Below are 15,351 nucleotides of genomic sequence, written 5' to 3'. Positions count from 1 at the left end.
GGAAAGCGGATGTCGGACCGGTGAACTCCCGGTGAGCGGAATTTTTGAGATCGTCCCGCTTCGACCCTTCGATAGGAACGCGATCGTGACTTATACTGAAGGGTGGCGGCCCGCTCCCGGTGACCCCCAGGCTGGTTGAGCAGGCCGCCCCTTCTTGTCACGACCCGGTACCCGGACTCGCCCGGTACCGATGCCGGCCGGTGGCCGTGCGGAGTGCGTGCCGTGGCACCGGTCGATGCTGCCTTTACCGTAGGACGTCCTCGCCGGACTCGCACGTCAGCCCGTGTGCTGCGGCAACGGCTGCGTTGACGAGCGCGCCGCCGTGGGTGTTGAGACCCCGGGCCAGGGCGGCGTCCTCGCGGCACGCCTGCTGCCATCCCTGCTCGGCAATCCGCAGCGCGTAGGGCAGTGCCACATTGGCCAGCGCATGCGTCGAGGTGTTCGGAACCGCGCCCGGCATGTTCGCCACGCAGTAGAACACCGACTCGTGCACCGGGTACGTCGGATCGTCGTGCGTGGTCGGCCGGGAGTCGGCGAAGCATCCGCCCTGGTCGATGGCGACGTCGACGAGCACGCTGCCCGGCTTCATCCGCGCGACGAGTTGATGGGACACCAGCTTCGGCGCCTTGGCGCCCGGGATCAGTACCGCGCCGATGACGAGGTCGGCCGCGCGTGCGGCCCGCTCGATGGTGTAGTGATTCGACGCCACGGTACGCAGCTGTCCGCGGTAGTCGCGATCGATGTCGCGGAGCTTGTCGACATCGGTGTCCAGCAACTCCACGTCGGCACCCATCCCCAGGGCGACGGCGGCGGCGTTGCGACCGGCCACGCCGCCGCCGATCACCGCCACGTGAGCCGGCGGCACGCCGGGTACTCCACCGGGCAGCACACCACGCCCTCCGCCGGGACGCAGCAGCGCGTACGCACCGACCTGGGGTGCGAGTCGGCCGGCGACCTCGCTCATCGGGGCGAGCAACGGCAGGCTGCCGTCACCGGTCTGCACCGTCTCGTAGGCGATGCCGGTGGTTCCGGAGCGCAGCAACGCGTCGGTGAGCTCGGCCGAGGCGGCCAGGTGCAGGTAGGTGAACAGCACCTGGTCGGAGCGCAGGTACGGGTACTCCTCGGGGACGGGTTCTTTGACCTTGAGCACCAACCGTCCCTCCGCCCAGACCTCCTCGGCGTTCGGCAGGACCTCGGCCCCGGCATCCAGGTACTCCTCATCGGGAATCGACGAGCCGATGCCTGCCTGCGATTCGACGAGGACCTCGTGACCGCGAGCCGTGAATTCGTGCACACCTGCGGGCGTCAGCGCGACCCGGTACTCGTTGTTTTTGATCTCGCGGGGAACGGCGATCTTCACGGGCAATCCTTTCCTTTGCGGTGTGCACCACGATCCGCTGCCGCCCGGCAGGGCGCATCATTGCCCCGGCACGAGATTCGCCCGTGCTGCTTGTTCCGCCGACACAAACGACTCAGGTGTGGCGTGCCCACCGCTCGGCGAGGAGCTGTACCAGCAGCGCCGAACGCACCTCGGGATCGGTCAGGTCCACCTCCACGAGCGTGCTCAGCCGCTTCATCCGATAGCGGAAGGTGTTGGGATGCACGCACAGTTCGGCGCCGGCGGTGCGGGGGTCGCCGGGATGCCGCAGCCAGGCGTACAGCGTGGCCAGGTACTCCGTGCCGTGGGTGTGGTCGTGCTCGCGCAGTTGCGGTAGCGGGCCGAGCGTGCCGATCCCGGCATCGATGGCGGCACCGGCCATCCGGTCGAGCACGAGCAGGTGCCACAGTTCCTCGTGCACGGCGATGGGCTCGTGCGTCCGGCCGCTGCGCAGCACCCCGAGCATCTCCTCGGCCTGCGCCCGGGAACGTGCCAGGTCCCCGACAGCGGCGGCGGCGCCCGCCGCGACCAGCAGCCGGGGAGCATCCGCGGCGCGCCGGTGGACATGGAGCGTCAGGGTGTCCCGCAACGCGGACCACCCGCCGGGACCGCCGTGGTCGGGGACGAGCGCGTACAGCAACCCGTCCACTTCGGCGATCAGCGGTCGGGTGCCGATGCCCTTGGTGATCCACTCCCACACCGCCAGTCGATGCCCCTCGGCGAGGCCGTCCGCGGCAGAGACGTCGATGGTGACGACGCGGTGTGCCTCATCGGACAGGGCGAGCTCGTTCGCGGCCGCGCGCCACCCCTCGCCGCTTTCCAGCAGCCGCCGGGTCAGTTCCGCCGAGCGCCTGCGCTCGGCGTCGGCGACGACACGCCAGCGCAGTAGTTGCAGGGCCACCAGCGGTGCCGTGTCGGCGAACGCCGTGGCGCGTTCCTCGGAGACCTCGTCACCGACGACCGCCCACATCGACCCGAGCAACTCACCGCCCATCCGGATCGGCATGATCAACCGCGGCAGGGTGCCGTCCTGCTGCGCGGGCACGAAGATCGCCGAGCTGCCCCGGGTGAGCCGGCGGAACGTGCCGCGCGCACGGAACTTCGCGAGCACGTCGTCGGGCTGCTTGCGGCCCATGATCGTGGACACTCTGGCCGGATCGGTGAGGTCCTGGCGTGCCGAGTAAGCCAGGACCTGGGAGTGCGCGTCCTCGATGGTCACCGGTGCGTCGACGACATCGGCGACCGCGTCGGCGAGCCGGAACAGGTCCCCGACCCCGGCTGTCCCCACCGAGGTGGGGTCACCGCCGTCGACGTCCTCGACAGCGGTACCCGCCAGCGTGGCGCGGATCAGCCAGACCAGCTGCGCCCATGCCGTGCCGTGGCGCACCTCGACGAGCGCGAGACCGCCGCTCTCGGCGGCGTGGCGCACCTCGCCGTCGGTGGCCATCGGCGCCTTGAGCAGCACCGCCGCCGCGCCCTGCGCGCCACACTCGCGGACGAGGGCCACCGCGTGCGCGGGATCGGCCACGGCGACACCGAGCACGAGATCGCCTTCGGCGAGGGCGGGAGTCACATCGGGCTCGGTGATGACGACGTCGCCGACGCACCCGGTCGAGTCGGGGACGTGCACCAGGTGCAGCAAGGTCGGACCGACCCGCTCGGCCAGGGCACGAACGTCGATCATCGGCTGCCTCCCGGAGCGCACACCCGGATTGGCCGTGTCCGGCGGCCGGGTTATCGTTGCCGCACAACAGCGACAATCGCATATCGGCCGTCGAAGTCGGGCGGGAGAGCCCCTGTCGAGATGGAAGAGGTCAACGGCGACTTCTCCGGGTGAGCAGGGCGCCGAAGGAGCAAGACTCCCCGCAAACTCTCAGGCACCCATGACCGCTCGACCGAGGCAGCTCTGGAAAGCCGCACGTCCCCCAGGGGCGCCCGCGCACCCACGGTGCAAGCCGCGATCCCGCGGCGAAGCTCTCAGGTATCGCAACAGAGGGGGAGGTCCGGTACCCGGGCATGTCCATGCCCTCGACATCGACGGAGCCTCCCCTATGTCTCTGCCAACGCATCTGCACTACACCGAAGAGCACGAATGGCTCGAAGAGCGCGACGGCACCGTGCGTGTGGGCGTCACGCACTACGCCTCCGAGGCGCTGGGCGACATCGTCTACGTGCAGCTGCCCGAGGTCGGCGAGCAGATCACGGCGGGTGAGTCCTGCGGCGAGCTGGAATCCACGAAGTCCGTCAGCGACCTGTTCGCGCCCGCCACCGGCGAGGTCGTGGCGGTCAACGAGTCCGTGGTCGACGACCCCTCGCTGGTCAACGCCGACCCCTTCGGTGACGGCTGGCTGTTGGAACTGCGGGTGAGCGAGAACGGCAAGCTGCTCACCGCCGAGCAGTACGCCGAACTGACCAGCGGGTGAGCAGACCCGTGTGCGGATGCGGGAGGCGCTGGTCAACGGCGACCGGCGCCTCCCGTTTCTTGTCGGTGGATCCGCCCGCATGACGAGAACGGCATGCCATGGTCGTTCGCCCGAGTCGGCCGGAGTTTCGCACGGAAGGTGGCGCAGCCCGGACTCGGTGACATGCCCGGCGGGCTTGCCCGTTCCGTTCGGGAAAATCGATACGGTGTCGTTCGTCGCCGGGGAAACCACGTCCGGCGCTTTCGGTGTCACGGTGGTCTCGAGGGAGGATGGCAACGTGAAGCTCCCTTTCCGAGGTCGACCGCAAACCCGCCGGAAAGTGGGCACAATCGCCCGGGCAGCCGCCCTGCCCGGGCACACCGGGCAGGGAGCGACGTGACGAGTGATCAGGACAACAGCGATTTCGCGCGGGGACCGAACACCCTGTGCTTCATCTGCGGCGGTTACCGCCGCATCGGCGAAGCGCGACTGTATGCCGTTCAGGCCACATCCGACCTGCAAACCGGGATGACGATGGCCGAGTGGCGCACCTGCCCGCACTGCGAGGGCACCGGGCAGTTGCGCGGACTGCGCGCACCCGTGTAGGCGCACGGCCGGCATGGCACCCGTACGGACGGGGAACCCGCACTACCGGGACAGGAGGGAGCCGCCGACATGGATCACGTTTCTCTCGGGCGCACCGGGGTCAAGGTCAGCCCGCTGTGCCTGGGCGCGATGAACTTCGGCGCCTGGGCCAACGCCGATCACGACGACTCGATCCGCACCATCCACCGCGCACTGGACGCGGGGATCAACTTCATCGACACTGCCGATGTGTACTCGCGGGGAGAGTCGGAGGAGATCGTCGGCAAGGCGCTGGCGGGCGGCCGCCGTGACGATGTCGTACTGGCGACCAAGGCCCACGGGTCGATGGGTGAGGACCCCAACATGCGGGGGAACTCACGGCGCTGGCTGGTCCGCGAGGTCGAGAACAGCCTTCGCCGGTTGGGTACCGACCACATCGACCTGTACCAGATCCACCGGCCCGACCCCGACACGCACATCGACGAGACACTGGCCGCGCTGACGGATCTGATTCGCGGCGGGGGCAGGAAGTGCGGACCCAGCGGGCCCAGTGGGCCTCGATGTCGCAGTTCGATCCCTCCACAGCGGACAACGAGCGCAAGTTGGACGCGGTCGAATCACTGGTGGAACTGGCCGACAATGCCGGGCTGACGCTGATCGATCTCGCGCTGGCGTTCGTTCTGGAGCATCCGGCGGTCACCTCGGCGATCATCGGACCGCGCACGATGGAACCTCTCGAATCCCAGCTCGGTGCCACCGAGGTCGAGCTCGACGAGAGCACGCTCGACCGCATCGACGAGATCGTGCCACCCGGCACGACGCTGAATCCGGCCGACGCGGGGTGGCGATCGCCGGCTCTGGCGGCAAAGCAACGGCGCAGCCGGTAACCGGTCCCGGCGGTCTTCTCAGTTCACCAGCACGTAGGTGAGGCCGATCCCGCCGACGAGGACCGTGAGGACGGCCAGCGAAGCGGGCAGCGCACCGTCCGACAGCGGTGCCCCACTGCGGAGACTGCGCTCGTCCTGCCGGTGGCGTCGCCAGGCCAGCCGGGTGATGATCACGACCAGTGGCAGCGTCAGCGCGGCACAGACGGTGGCGAGGACGATGTCGGCCCGAACGAGCAAGCGGATGAACACCGCTGCCCCCACCACGAATGCCAGGGCTGTGCGCGACCAGGCGAGGGTGGTCCGTTCGATCTGCAGCCCGGGATCCCACGGGCCGCTCGGGCGCCCGCTGCTTTCGCGGTCGCCGCTGTCACGTCCCGGCATTGGTCTAAACCCCGGCCACCAGAACGAGAATGCAGGCGAAAATACCGATCACCGCGAGTCCGTAACCGAGCACGGGAGCCAGCCGCGGTGCGGGGAGAGCACTGCCCGTGCGCAGGGCTCGTTCGGTCACGGCCCAGCGCACGAACGCCGTCATGCTGCACAGAATGCCACCGACGAGCAGCACGACCGCCAGCAGTGTCCGCAGCGGCCCCGTCTCGCCCTGTGCCGCGTTGAGGGCTTCGATGCCGACTCCGCCCGCCATCAGGGCCAGGGCAGTGCGCAGCCATGCGAGGAAGGTGCGTTCGTTGGCCAGGGTGAAGCGGGGATCGGGTTCGGAACCCTCGCGGTAGACCCGGTACGGGCGGCGCCGGGGCTCTGTCTCGGAATCGGCGGAACCCATGCGGCCACCCTAACCAGCCCTCCGCGCGGACCTGGCCGCGCGGTGCCGACTGCGTGCGTGGCCGAAAGCAGGTGCCGCCGCTTACCGGACGGCCGCAAACAGCCGGCCGCCCGATAAGCGCGGCCACGACGGCGACGTGTCCGTGCGGGCGGTCGTCAGAAGTCGAAGACCGGGCCGGTGTGCGCGGTGAGGACGCACGCGTTGGGGTAATCGTCGTCGTACTTCACCGTGGTGCCTTTCCACGTGCCCGTGGCCGTGACGGTGATCGGCTTGTAGATCATCGTGCACATGCCGTTGGCGCGGCCCTTGCGCAGGTTCTCGAACTTCCCGTCGACCTTGGACAAGGCAGCGCAGGCCGCTGCCGACCTCGGATGCGTGCCGCCGGAGGGATGACAGGCGAGTACCACCGACCGCGGTGTGCCGGAACCGGTGGCGCTGTCGACGGTGAGACGCATGACGTCGGAGGGCCGTGGTGCGGCAGGGGCGGAATCCTGTGCGGGCGGCGGTTGGGCGGAGGCGCCTGCGGGCGCCAGGGTGGCAGCGAATACCGCGGTGGCGGCGAGAAGTGCGCGGCCGAGTGACCGGGTTGCAGCCATGCTCGTTGTGCCTCCATCCGGATCGGGAGCGACAGGCACATCTCTACCGGTAAGGTCGCCGAGTTTCCGCGTTCAACGGCGGAAACCACCTGATCGAGCTTCCCCCGTCCGGATGTTGCCTACTGGCTGTCCTCCTCGCCCGTGTCGGTGTCCCGGTGGAGACGTGTGCCGTCGGCGTGCTCCTCGACGTGATCGCGGATCACGTCGTTGACGGCTCGCTGGAAGCCGTTGACCAGGACCTGGATCGTCAATGGCCGGAGCCGGTCGGTCGCGGTCCGCACTCGCTCCCGCTCGTCCTCCGGCCTGCCGCGCTCGACATAGGGCCGCAGCACGTGGGCGGCGAACAGCTCGCGCAGGTCGGCGGCGATCTGCGCGGTGTGCTGCTCGACGATCCGCTTGGCCTGCACCATCATGTCCAGCGGTAGCTCGAGATCGAGGATCTGCATGCCGATGCCCAGCATCGCGGTACTGGAAAGGCGCACGCGGTCCGGATCGTCGTCGATGCGCTCCAGAATGCCGAGCGTGGCGAGCTGCTCGATCCGCTCGTCGTCGAGGGGACGGCCGGCGCGCCGATTGAGTTCGTGCCGGTCGATGTCCTCGGTCTGGTCGCTGGTCCACGGCGCCAGCAGTGCTCGCTGCAGTGCGAGTTCCTCGGGCGGGGCATCGTGCGGGATGCGTTGGAGGTGGTGCTCGATGGCCGTCAGGGTGAATCCGAGTGCCTGGAGCTCCCGGATGAGGTCGAGCCGCGCGAGATGGTCGCCCCCGTACAGTCCCAGTCGACCGCGCAGGCGCGGGGGAGGCAGGAGCCCGCGGGAAGCGTAGAACCGAACGGTGCGCACGGTGACGCCCGCACGTGCTGCCAGTTCGTCGATGGTGAGCTCTTCGTCCGCTGTCCGGAGCATGCGTCGCACAATACTCCTTGACCGGTGTGACACCAGCGGTGTAACACTACTTGCGTCGTAATCCTGTGTCGGCGGACACAGGCACGCAGGGAGGTGGGAACGTGGCAGCAGACGAGGATTCCGGGAAACGGGTTACCGGGCGGGGTCCGCTGTCCGGAATCCGGGTGGTCGAGCTGGCCGGGATCGGACCCGCCCCCTTCTGCGCCATGCTGCTGGCCGATCTGGGCGCCGATGTCGTGCGCGTGGACCGCCCCGCCGGCGCGGGCGAGCAGGGTGATCTGCTCAACCGCGGCAAGCGCTCGATCTCGGTGGACCTCAAGCACGAGCGAGGACCGGCCGCCGTGCTCGGGTTGGTCGAACAGGCCGATGTGCTGCTGGAGGGTTTCCGCCCGGGCGTTGCCGAGCGCCTCGGAGTCGGCCCCGATGCGTGCTGGAAGGTCAACCCCGGCCTGGTCTACGGGCGGATGACCGGATGGGGCCAGGACGGCCCACTGTCGGCCAGTGCCGGGCACGACATCGACTACATCGCCCTGAGCGGGATGCTGCACGGGATCGGCCGGGCGGACGGCCCTCCTCAGGTGCCGGTCAACCTGCTCGGTGACTTCGGCGGGGGCGCGATGTACCTCGCGGTCGGGGTCCTGGCGGCCGTGCTGGAATCGCGCGGCAGCGGGCGCGGCCAGGTTGTCGATGCCTCCATCGTGGACGGCTCGGCACACCTGGGAACAATGCTGTTCGGCATGCTGGCGACCGGTTCCTGGAGTACCCGACGCGGCACGAACCTGCTCGACTCCGGAGCCCCGTTCTACGACGTCTACGCCACCGCCGACGGCGAGTACATGGCCGTCGGGGCGCTGGAGCCGCAGTTCTACGACGAGCTCCTGGAGCGCCTGGGGCTGGCCGGTGCCGTGCCCGACCGGGACGATCCGTCGAACTGGCCCGCACTGCGCGAGCGGTTCACCGAGGTCTTCGCGACACGGACCCGGCAGGAATGGACGGAGATCTTCTCCGGCTCCGATGCCTGCGTGGCCCCGGTGCTGTCGATGACCGAGGCCGCCGAACACCCGCACGTGCGGGCACGCGGGTCGCTCGTGGAGCACAGCGGGGCGCTGCAACCGGCGGCCGCGCCCCGGTTTTCCCATACGCCGAACCCGGAGCCCGGGCCGGTTCCGCGTTCCGGCGCCGACAGCGAGTCCGTGCTGCGGGAGTGGCGGGTCGCCGGTGCCGAAGGACTGCTCGATTCCGGAGCCGTTCGGCCGAACCGAAAGGATGCGTGATCCCATGCGCAGGGAACTGTTCGACGACGAGCACGAGGCGTTCCGAGAGGCGGCCCGGTCCTTCATCGACGGGGAACTGGTGCCGCACCAGGAGGAGTGGGAGGCCGCGGGCATCGTCAGCCGCGATGCGTGGCTTGCCGCCGGTAAGCAAGGACTGCTGGGCATGTCGGTCGACGAACGCCACGGCGGGGGCGGTGTCGACGACTTCCGGTTCAACGTGGTCTTCAACGAGGAGATGATCGCCGCCGGGGTCTCGGGTTTCGGCGTGCCCGTGCACAACGACATCAACGCGCCCTACCTGACACGCCTGGCCACCGAGGAACAGAAACAGCGCTGGCTTCCCGGTTTCTGCTCCGGGGAGACGATCACCGCGATCGCCATGACCGAGCCCGGCACGGGCAGTGATCTGCAGGGTATCCGCACCTCCGCGGTGCGCGACGGGGACGACTACATCCTCAACGGTCAGAAGACCTTCATCAGCAACGGCATCAATGCCGACCTGGTGATCGTCGTGGCGTGCACCGATCCCGAAGCCGGCCACGAGGGATTCAGCCTGCTGGTGGTCGAGCGCGGCATGCCCGGTTTCGAGCGCGGGCGCAACCTGGACAAGATCGGCCAGAAGTCCCAGGACACCGCGGAGTTGTTCTTCAACGACGTGCGGGTTCCGGCGGCCAACCTGCTCGGGGAGGAGGGTCAGGGCTTCATCTACCTGATGCAGAACCTCCCCCAGGAGCGCCTGTCCATCGCGGTGGCGTCGATTGCCGGTGCGGAGCGGACTCTCGAAGCCACCAAGGAGTACTGCCGCAACCGCACCGCTTTCGGTCGTCCGATCGGCAAGTTCCAGCACAACCGGTTCGAACTGGCCGAGATGGCCACCGAGGTGCAGATCGGCCGGGTGTTCGCCGACCGCTGCGTGACCGAACACCTGCGGGGCGATCTCGGTGTCGAGCACGCCGCGATGGCCAAGTGGTGGCTGTCGGAGCTGAACAAGCGGGTCGTGGACCGCTGCCTGCAGCTGCACGGCGGATACGGCTACATGACGGAGTACCCGGTGGCCAAGGCGTTCCTGGATTCCCGGGTCCAGACGATCTACGGTGGTACGACCGAGATCATGAAGGAGATCGTGGGCAAGTCGATGGGCTTCTAGGGGCTGTTGTCGTGCCGGTGGTACTGCGAAGCTGGGCGTGAGCTTCCCACCGGGAAGCCGGACTTGTTGCTTGTCGGGCCGGAGAGGATGCGCCGTGGATTGGATCGTCGCTCCGGACAGTGCCGGGCGCGGCCTTGCCGATGTGCTGCCCTCCGCACTGGCCGCGCTCGGCATCACCGGATTCACCGACACCATCGGTATCCCCGGGTGCCGGACGGCGGTGGTGGTGCTCGTCGACGGACTCGGCTGGACATTGCTGCACGAACACGCGAGCCATGCTCCCTTCCTGGCTTCCCTGGCCGGCGGCGCTCCCGGCAGGGCCGGGTTTCCGACGACGACGGCCACCAGCGTGACCTCGCTGGGTACCGGCCGGTGTGCGGGCGAGCACGGGGTGGTCGGCTACACGTTCGCCGAGCCCTCGGGAGGCCTGCTGCATCCGCTGTCCTGGTCGACGCACGGCACGGCGGAGGCTGCCGCGGGGCAGCGCAGCAGCATGCTCGATGCGTGGCAGCCGGAGCGGGCGCAGCCGCACCCGACCGTGTTCCAACAGGCCGCGGCTGCCGGCGTCGATGTCCGCATCGCGGTGCCGCGCGACTTCGCGAACACCGGTCTGACCAGGGCTGCGCTGCGGGGATCCGAGTTCCGTGGTGTGCAGGCCTTCGGTGATCTCGCGGCGGAGCTGCTCGATGCGGCCGGGGCTGCCGGCCCGACGCTGTGCTACGGCTACCACGGGCATCTCGATCTGCTCGGTCACCTGCACGGTCCCGGCTCACTGCCGTGGCTGATGCAGCTCGAGCAGGTGGACCGGTTCCTGTCCTCGCTGGCCGAACGTCTGCCTGCAGGCAGCGCGCTCACCGTCGTCGCCGATCACGGCATGGTCACCGTCGATCCCGGGGAGACGGTCGATGTCGACACCGAACCGACACTGCGGGACGGTGTGCGGCTGGTCGGTGGTGAAGTGCGCGCTCGTCACGTCTATGCCGAACCCGGAGCGCGGGATGATGTGTGTGCGGCCTGGCGGGAGCACATCGGCGATCGTGGCCTGGTGCTGACCGGCGAGCAGGCGATCGACGAGGGCTGGTTCGGCCCTGCCGTCACCGAGGACGTGCGCTCGCGCATCGGCGACGTGCTCGCGGTGATGCGTACGGCCGGGGTGATCCGTTCGGTCCTGGAGCCGGGCGAGTCGGCACTGCGGGGCCAGCACGGTTCCCTCACCGCCGCCGAACAGTACGTTCCACTGCTGGTCACGGGAGGATGATCGGGATGGTCGCAAACGGTGAGCAGAGCTCCACCCTGCACGCGCTGATCCGTCGTTTCCGCGACGCCCTCGCGCCGGATGCGGTGATCACCGACCCGCAGCAGTTGCGCACCTACGAGTGCGACGGCCTGGCCAATCATCGCGTCGTGCCCGCCGTGGTGGTGCTGCCGGAGGATGCCGAGCAGGTCCGGTCGGTGGTGCGCGCCTGCGCGGAGTACGGGATTCCCTTCGTCGCGCGCGGTTCGGGAACCGGCCTGTCCGGGGGTGCTCTCCCGCACGCCGACGGCGTTCTCGTGGTCACCTCGAGGATGCGTCGCATCCTCGAGGTCGACATCGCCAACGAGCGGGCCGTGGTCGAACCCGGTGTCATCAACCTGGACGTCACGAGGGCGGCCACGCCGTACGGGTACTACTTCGCGCCGGATCCCTCCAGTCAGCAGGTCTGCTCGGTGGGCGGCAATGTCGCCGAGAACTCGGGCGGGGCGCACTGCCTGAAGTACGGCTTCACCGCCAACCACATCCTCGCCATGGAGGTGGTCACACCCGATGGTGAACTCGTCGAGCTCGGCGGCCGCGCTCCGGACGCACCCGGGTACGACCTGCTCGGCGCGTTCATCGGCAGCGAGGGGACGCTCGGTGTGGCCACCCGGATCACCGTGCGGTTGCTGCGGAGCCCGGAGTCGGTGCGCACACTGCTGGCCGGGTTCCCCTCCACCGACGAGGCGGGTGCGGCGGTTTCGGCGATCATCGCCGACGGGGTCACTCCCGCGGCGATCGAGATGATGGACGCCCTGTCCATCGAGGCCGCCGAACAGGCGGTCCACTGTGGTTACCCGGAGGGGGCCGGGGCGGTGCTGGTGGTCGAACTGGACGGCCCGGCAGCCGAGGTGGACCACACCTTCGCCGAAGTGCAGCGCCACTGCGGCGAGCACGGCGCCTTCGAGGTCCGCGTCGCCGCCGACGAGGCCGAACGAGCCCTGATCTGGAAGGGGCGCAAGTCCGCCTTCGCCGCCGTGGGCCGGATCAGCCGGGACTACATCGTCCAGGACGGCGTGATCCCCCGGACGGCGCTGCCCGAGGTGCTGGCCCGCATTTCCGCGCTCTCGGCGGAGTCCGGAGTGCGGGTCGCCAACGTTTTCCACGCCGGGGACGGCAACCTGCACCCGCTGGTGCTGTTCGACGGGGACCACCCCGGCGCGGCCGAACGAGCGGAGGAGGTCTCCGGCGCGATCCTGGACCTGTGCCTGGAGCACGGCGGATCCATCACCGGAGAACACGGCGTCGGCGCGGACAAGGTCCGCTACATGGGCCGGATGTTCACCTCCGACGACCTCGACACCATGCAACGGGTGCGTTGCTCCTTCGATCCGGAGAATCGCTGCAACCCGGGCAAGGTGTTTCCGACACCGCGGTTGTGCGGCGAGGCTCCCGGCCCCCGCCGCGGTGTGCACCCACTGACCGAGGCGGGATTGGCGGACCAGTTCTGATGGCGACGAGGACCGAGCAGGCGGCACGGACGGCTCTGGCAGCCGCGATCGGGACGGAACACCTCCGCGATGCGGGGCAGGCCGACACCGTCGGTGGCGTGCAGCCCCGATGGGTGGCCTCGGTGGACGGCACCGAACAGACCGCGGCGGCCATGCGGGTGGCGGCCGAGCACGGGCTCCGCGTCACCGCGCGGGGCGCAGGCAGCAAGATCGACTGGGGTGGCACCGTCGAGGCGGTGGATCTGGTGCTCGATCTGTCCCGGGCGAGCGAGATCTGCGAACACGCAGCGGGGGACCTGGTGCTCCGGGCACGGGCGGGCACCTCGCTCGCCGAGGTGCAGCGGGTGGCCGCCGAGGCCGGGCAGCAGTTGTCGATCGACCAGCCCTTTCCCGAGGCCACGGTCGGCGGCGTGATCGCCACGGGCACGACCGGGCCCGGCCGCCACCTGTTCGGCGCGGTCCGGGACCTGCTCATCGGCATCACCGTGGTGCGCGCCGACGGGGTGGTGACCACCTCCGGCGGCAAGGTCGTCAAGAACGTCGCCGGATACGATCTCGGCAAGCTCTACACCGGCTCCTACGGCACCCTCGGCGTGATCACCGAGGCCATCTTCCGCCTGCACCCGCTGGCCGCCGAGCACCGCTGGGTGGCGGTGACCCTGTCCGATCCCGGAGCGGCCGGTGAAGCCGTCCACACGGTGCGGAGTTCGCAGGCGATGCCCACCGCCGTCGAGACGGACCGGGCCGAACCGGACGGCCCGATCACGGTCTGCGCGCACCTGGAAGGGCGCCCGCAGGCCACGCACCGGCGAGCACGGGAGCTGGCCGAGAGACTCGACGCGACGGTCGGGGTCTCCGGCGAGGTCCTCGACGCCGCACCGCCCTGGTGGGGACGTTATCCCTTCGGGAATGCGTGGGGCACCGGATTGCGGCTCGGCGCCGAACCCGCCGCGATCGGATCGTTGCTGGCCGGGGTGCAGCAGGCGGCCGACCACCGCGACCTGCCGCTGGCGGTGCGGGGCTCGGCCGGTCTCGGCGTGCTCCACGCCGGGGTGCCGGACAGCGCCGACCCGGCAGCCGTAGCCGACCTCGTGCGGGAGCTGCGCGCGGTGACCACCGAGTACGGCGGTCATGCCGTGGTGCTGCGGGCCCCCGAAGCGGTGCGCGCGACCGTGGATCCCTGGGGCCCGATAGCGGAAGGAGAGCTGACTCTCATGCACCGCACCAAGGACCAGTTCGACCCGGAACATCGCTTGTCCCCCGGCCGGTTCGTGGGAGGAATCTGATGGCCGACAACACCGCCCGTCCCGGCACCGAGGGCGCCTTCGACGCCTTCCACCCGCCGCAGCGAGAACTCGTCGACGACTGTGTGCACTGCGGTTTCTGCCTGCCTTCCTGCCCCACCTACGACCTGTGGGGCCAGGAGATGGACTCGCCGCGCGGCCGGATCCACCTGATGGAGGCCGGCCTGGACGGCGAGCCGCTGTCGGAGAGCATGGTCGATCACTTCGACAACTGCCTGGGCTGCATGGCCTGCGTGACGGCCTGCCCGTCGGGCGTGCAGTACGGCACGCTCATCACCGAGACCCGGGCCCAGGTCGAGCGCCGCCATCGTCGCGGTTTTTGGGAACGCGCCCTGCGCGGCGCGATCTTCTCGCTGTTCCCGTATCCGCGCAGGCTCAGGGCGATGCGCGGCCCGCTCGCGCTGTACCAGCGGTTCGGGCTCGCCGGGCTGCTGCGGCGGACCGGGCTGCTGGCGAAGCTGCCCGAGCATCTGCAGACGATGGAGTCGCTCGCACCGCCGATCGAGCGTGCCCCGAAACTGCCCGAGCGAGTGCGGGCGCACGGGCAGCGGCGTGCCGTGGTGGGCATGATCACCGGCTGCGTGCAGAGCGCTTTCTTCCCGGGCGTCAACGCCGCGACCGCGCGGGTGCTGGCCGCCGAGGGATGCGACGTGGTGATTCCGGCGATGCAGGGATGCTGCGGGGCGCTGAGCGAGCACTCCGGGCGCGAGTCCGAGGCCGTGCGGTTCGCCCGCGGCCTGCTGGATCGCCTGGAATCCGCCGAGGTGGATTACATCGTCATCAATTCGGCCGGCTGCGGGTCCACCCTGAAAGAGTATCCGCGCCTGCTGGCCGACGATCCCGACCATGCCGAGCGCGCCGAGCGGTTTTCCGCGCGAGTGCGCGACATTTCCGAATTGCTGGGTGAGCTCGGCACGGTCGCCGAACGCCATCCGCTGCCCGCGAAGGTGGCCTATCACGACGCCTGCCACCTCAGTCACGGTCAGGGGATCCGGACGCAGCCCCGCGAGTTGCTGCGTGCCGTTCCCGGGCTGGAACTGCGGGAAATCAATCGCGGGGAACTGTGCTGCGGTTCGGCCGGGGTGTACAACCTGCTGCAGCCGCGGGCCGCGGCCGAACTCGGTGACCGCAAGGCCGACAACGTGCTCGCCACCGATGCGGACATGCTGGTGACCGCCAATCCCGGGTGCTCGATGCAGATTCGCACCGCACTGGAGCGGCGCGAGAAGGAGCTGGCGATGGCGCACACCGTGGAAGTGCTCGACGCCTCGATCCGGGGACTCGGCGTGGAGGCGCTGCTGCGGCGGTGAATACCGCCGACAGCGACGGGGAACGGCGCTCGGGGCGTTC

14 protein-coding genes, 1 pseudogene and 1 riboswitch are annotated in these 15,351 nt (G+C 69.6%); of the genes and pseudogenes, 9 read left to right on the top strand and 6 right to left on the bottom strand.

The genetic code is table 11. The annotated features are described in order from the left end of the window. Window positions 1-244 precede the first annotated feature (244 nt). Both ald and DFQ14_RS07740 read right to left on the bottom strand, forming a co-directional pair. Complete coding sequence (gene ald / locus DFQ14_RS07745) at window positions 245-1,360, bottom strand: alanine dehydrogenase (RefSeq protein ID WP_114452410.1); 1,116 nt, start codon at window positions 1,358-1,360, stop codon at window positions 245-247. A 112-nt stretch (window positions 1,361-1,472) separates the two neighbouring features. After that, window positions 1,473-3,062 carry a helix-turn-helix domain-containing protein gene (locus tag DFQ14_RS07740; RefSeq protein ID WP_114452409.1) on the bottom strand — a complete coding sequence of 530 codons (1,590 nt, stop codon included), beginning with the start codon at window positions 3,060-3,062 and terminating at the stop codon, window positions 1,473-1,475. Between the two features lie 91 nt (window positions 3,063-3,153). Beyond that, a riboswitch (glycine riboswitch) is annotated at window positions 3,154-3,278 on the top strand. Window positions 3,279-3,429: 151 nt separating this feature from the next. Between DFQ14_RS07740 and gcvH the strand changes: the two genes are divergently transcribed. The 3 genes and pseudogenes from gcvH to DFQ14_RS07725 all read left to right on the top strand — a co-directional run bounded on the left by gcvH (window position 3,430) and on the right by DFQ14_RS07725 (window position 5,252). Further along, window positions 3,430-3,801: a glycine cleavage system protein GcvH gene (gcvH, locus tag DFQ14_RS07735; protein ID WP_114452408.1), complete on the top strand. Its 372-nt coding sequence runs from the start codon at window positions 3,430-3,432 to the stop codon at window positions 3,799-3,801. Window positions 3,802-4,176: 375 nt separating this feature from the next. Continuing rightward, on the top strand, window positions 4,177-4,386 hold the full coding sequence (locus DFQ14_RS07730) for a hypothetical protein (protein WP_114452407.1): 210 nt from the start codon (window positions 4,177-4,179) through the stop codon (window positions 4,384-4,386). 69 nt (window positions 4,387-4,455) lie between these two features. Further along, window positions 4,456-5,252, top strand: a pseudogene (locus DFQ14_RS07725) (aldo/keto reductase). 18 nt (window positions 5,253-5,270) lie between these two features. Here the strand turns inward: DFQ14_RS07725 and DFQ14_RS07720 are convergent. From DFQ14_RS07720 to DFQ14_RS07705, 4 genes are all read right to left on the bottom strand, one after another. Then, the gene (locus DFQ14_RS07720; protein ID WP_114452406.1) at window positions 5,271-5,633 is read right to left on the bottom strand and encodes a YidH family protein; all 363 of its coding nucleotides are present in this window, start codon (window positions 5,631-5,633) and stop codon (window positions 5,271-5,273) included. A gap of 4 nt (window positions 5,634-5,637) precedes the next feature. Next, window positions 5,638-6,033, bottom strand: a complete 396-nt coding sequence (locus DFQ14_RS07715; protein WP_114452405.1) for a YidH family protein — start codon at window positions 6,031-6,033, stop codon at window positions 5,638-5,640. A gap of 155 nt (window positions 6,034-6,188) precedes the next feature. Continuing rightward, on the bottom strand, window positions 6,189-6,629 hold the full coding sequence (locus tag DFQ14_RS07710; RefSeq protein WP_141921384.1) for an SSI family serine proteinase inhibitor: 441 nt from the start codon (window positions 6,627-6,629) through the stop codon (window positions 6,189-6,191). 119 nt (window positions 6,630-6,748) lie between these two features. Next, window positions 6,749-7,531 carry a MerR family transcriptional regulator gene (locus DFQ14_RS07705; protein ID WP_114452403.1) on the bottom strand — a complete coding sequence of 261 codons (783 nt, stop codon included), beginning with the start codon at window positions 7,529-7,531 and terminating at the stop codon, window positions 6,749-6,751. Between the two features lie 101 nt (window positions 7,532-7,632). Here DFQ14_RS07705 and DFQ14_RS07700 point away from each other — a divergent pair, with 101 nt between their 5' ends. From DFQ14_RS07700 to DFQ14_RS07675, 6 genes are all read left to right on the top strand, one after another. Then, window positions 7,633-8,805: a CaiB/BaiF CoA transferase family protein gene (locus DFQ14_RS07700; RefSeq protein WP_114452402.1), complete on the top strand. Its 1,173-nt coding sequence runs from the start codon at window positions 7,633-7,635 to the stop codon at window positions 8,803-8,805. A gap of 4 nt (window positions 8,806-8,809) precedes the next feature. Next, window positions 8,810-9,952: an acyl-CoA dehydrogenase family protein gene (locus DFQ14_RS07695; RefSeq protein ID WP_114452401.1), complete on the top strand. Its 1,143-nt coding sequence runs from the start codon at window positions 8,810-8,812 to the stop codon at window positions 9,950-9,952. 94 nt (window positions 9,953-10,046) lie between these two features. Next, window positions 10,047-11,210 carry an alkaline phosphatase family protein gene (locus tag DFQ14_RS07690; RefSeq protein ID WP_114452400.1) on the top strand — a complete coding sequence of 388 codons (1,164 nt, stop codon included), beginning with the start codon at window positions 10,047-10,049 and terminating at the stop codon, window positions 11,208-11,210. Window positions 11,211-11,215: 5 nt separating this feature from the next. Then, a complete protein-coding gene (locus DFQ14_RS07685) occupies window positions 11,216-12,697 on the top strand; it encodes an FAD-linked oxidase C-terminal domain-containing protein (RefSeq protein WP_179951519.1) in 1,482 nt (493 codons plus the stop codon). Next, complete coding sequence (locus DFQ14_RS07680) at window positions 12,697-13,983, top strand: FAD-binding oxidoreductase (RefSeq protein ID WP_114452398.1); 1,287 nt, start codon at window positions 12,697-12,699, stop codon at window positions 13,981-13,983. The genes DFQ14_RS07685 and DFQ14_RS07680 overlap by 1 nt, the downstream gene beginning before the upstream one ends. Continuing rightward, window positions 13,983-15,311, top strand: coding sequence for a (Fe-S)-binding protein (locus tag DFQ14_RS07675; RefSeq protein WP_114452397.1), 1,329 nt, complete (start codon window positions 13,983-13,985; stop codon window positions 15,309-15,311). The genes DFQ14_RS07680 and DFQ14_RS07675 overlap by 1 nt, the downstream gene beginning before the upstream one ends. Window positions 15,312-15,351: the final 40 nt, after the last annotated feature.

It is taken from the genome of Halopolyspora algeriensis, assembly GCF_003337235.1.
GTDB lineage: Bacteria > Actinomycetota > Actinomycetes > Mycobacteriales > Pseudonocardiaceae > Haloactinomyces > Haloactinomyces algeriensis.
This window is presented reverse-complemented; position numbering and strand designations above follow the sequence as displayed.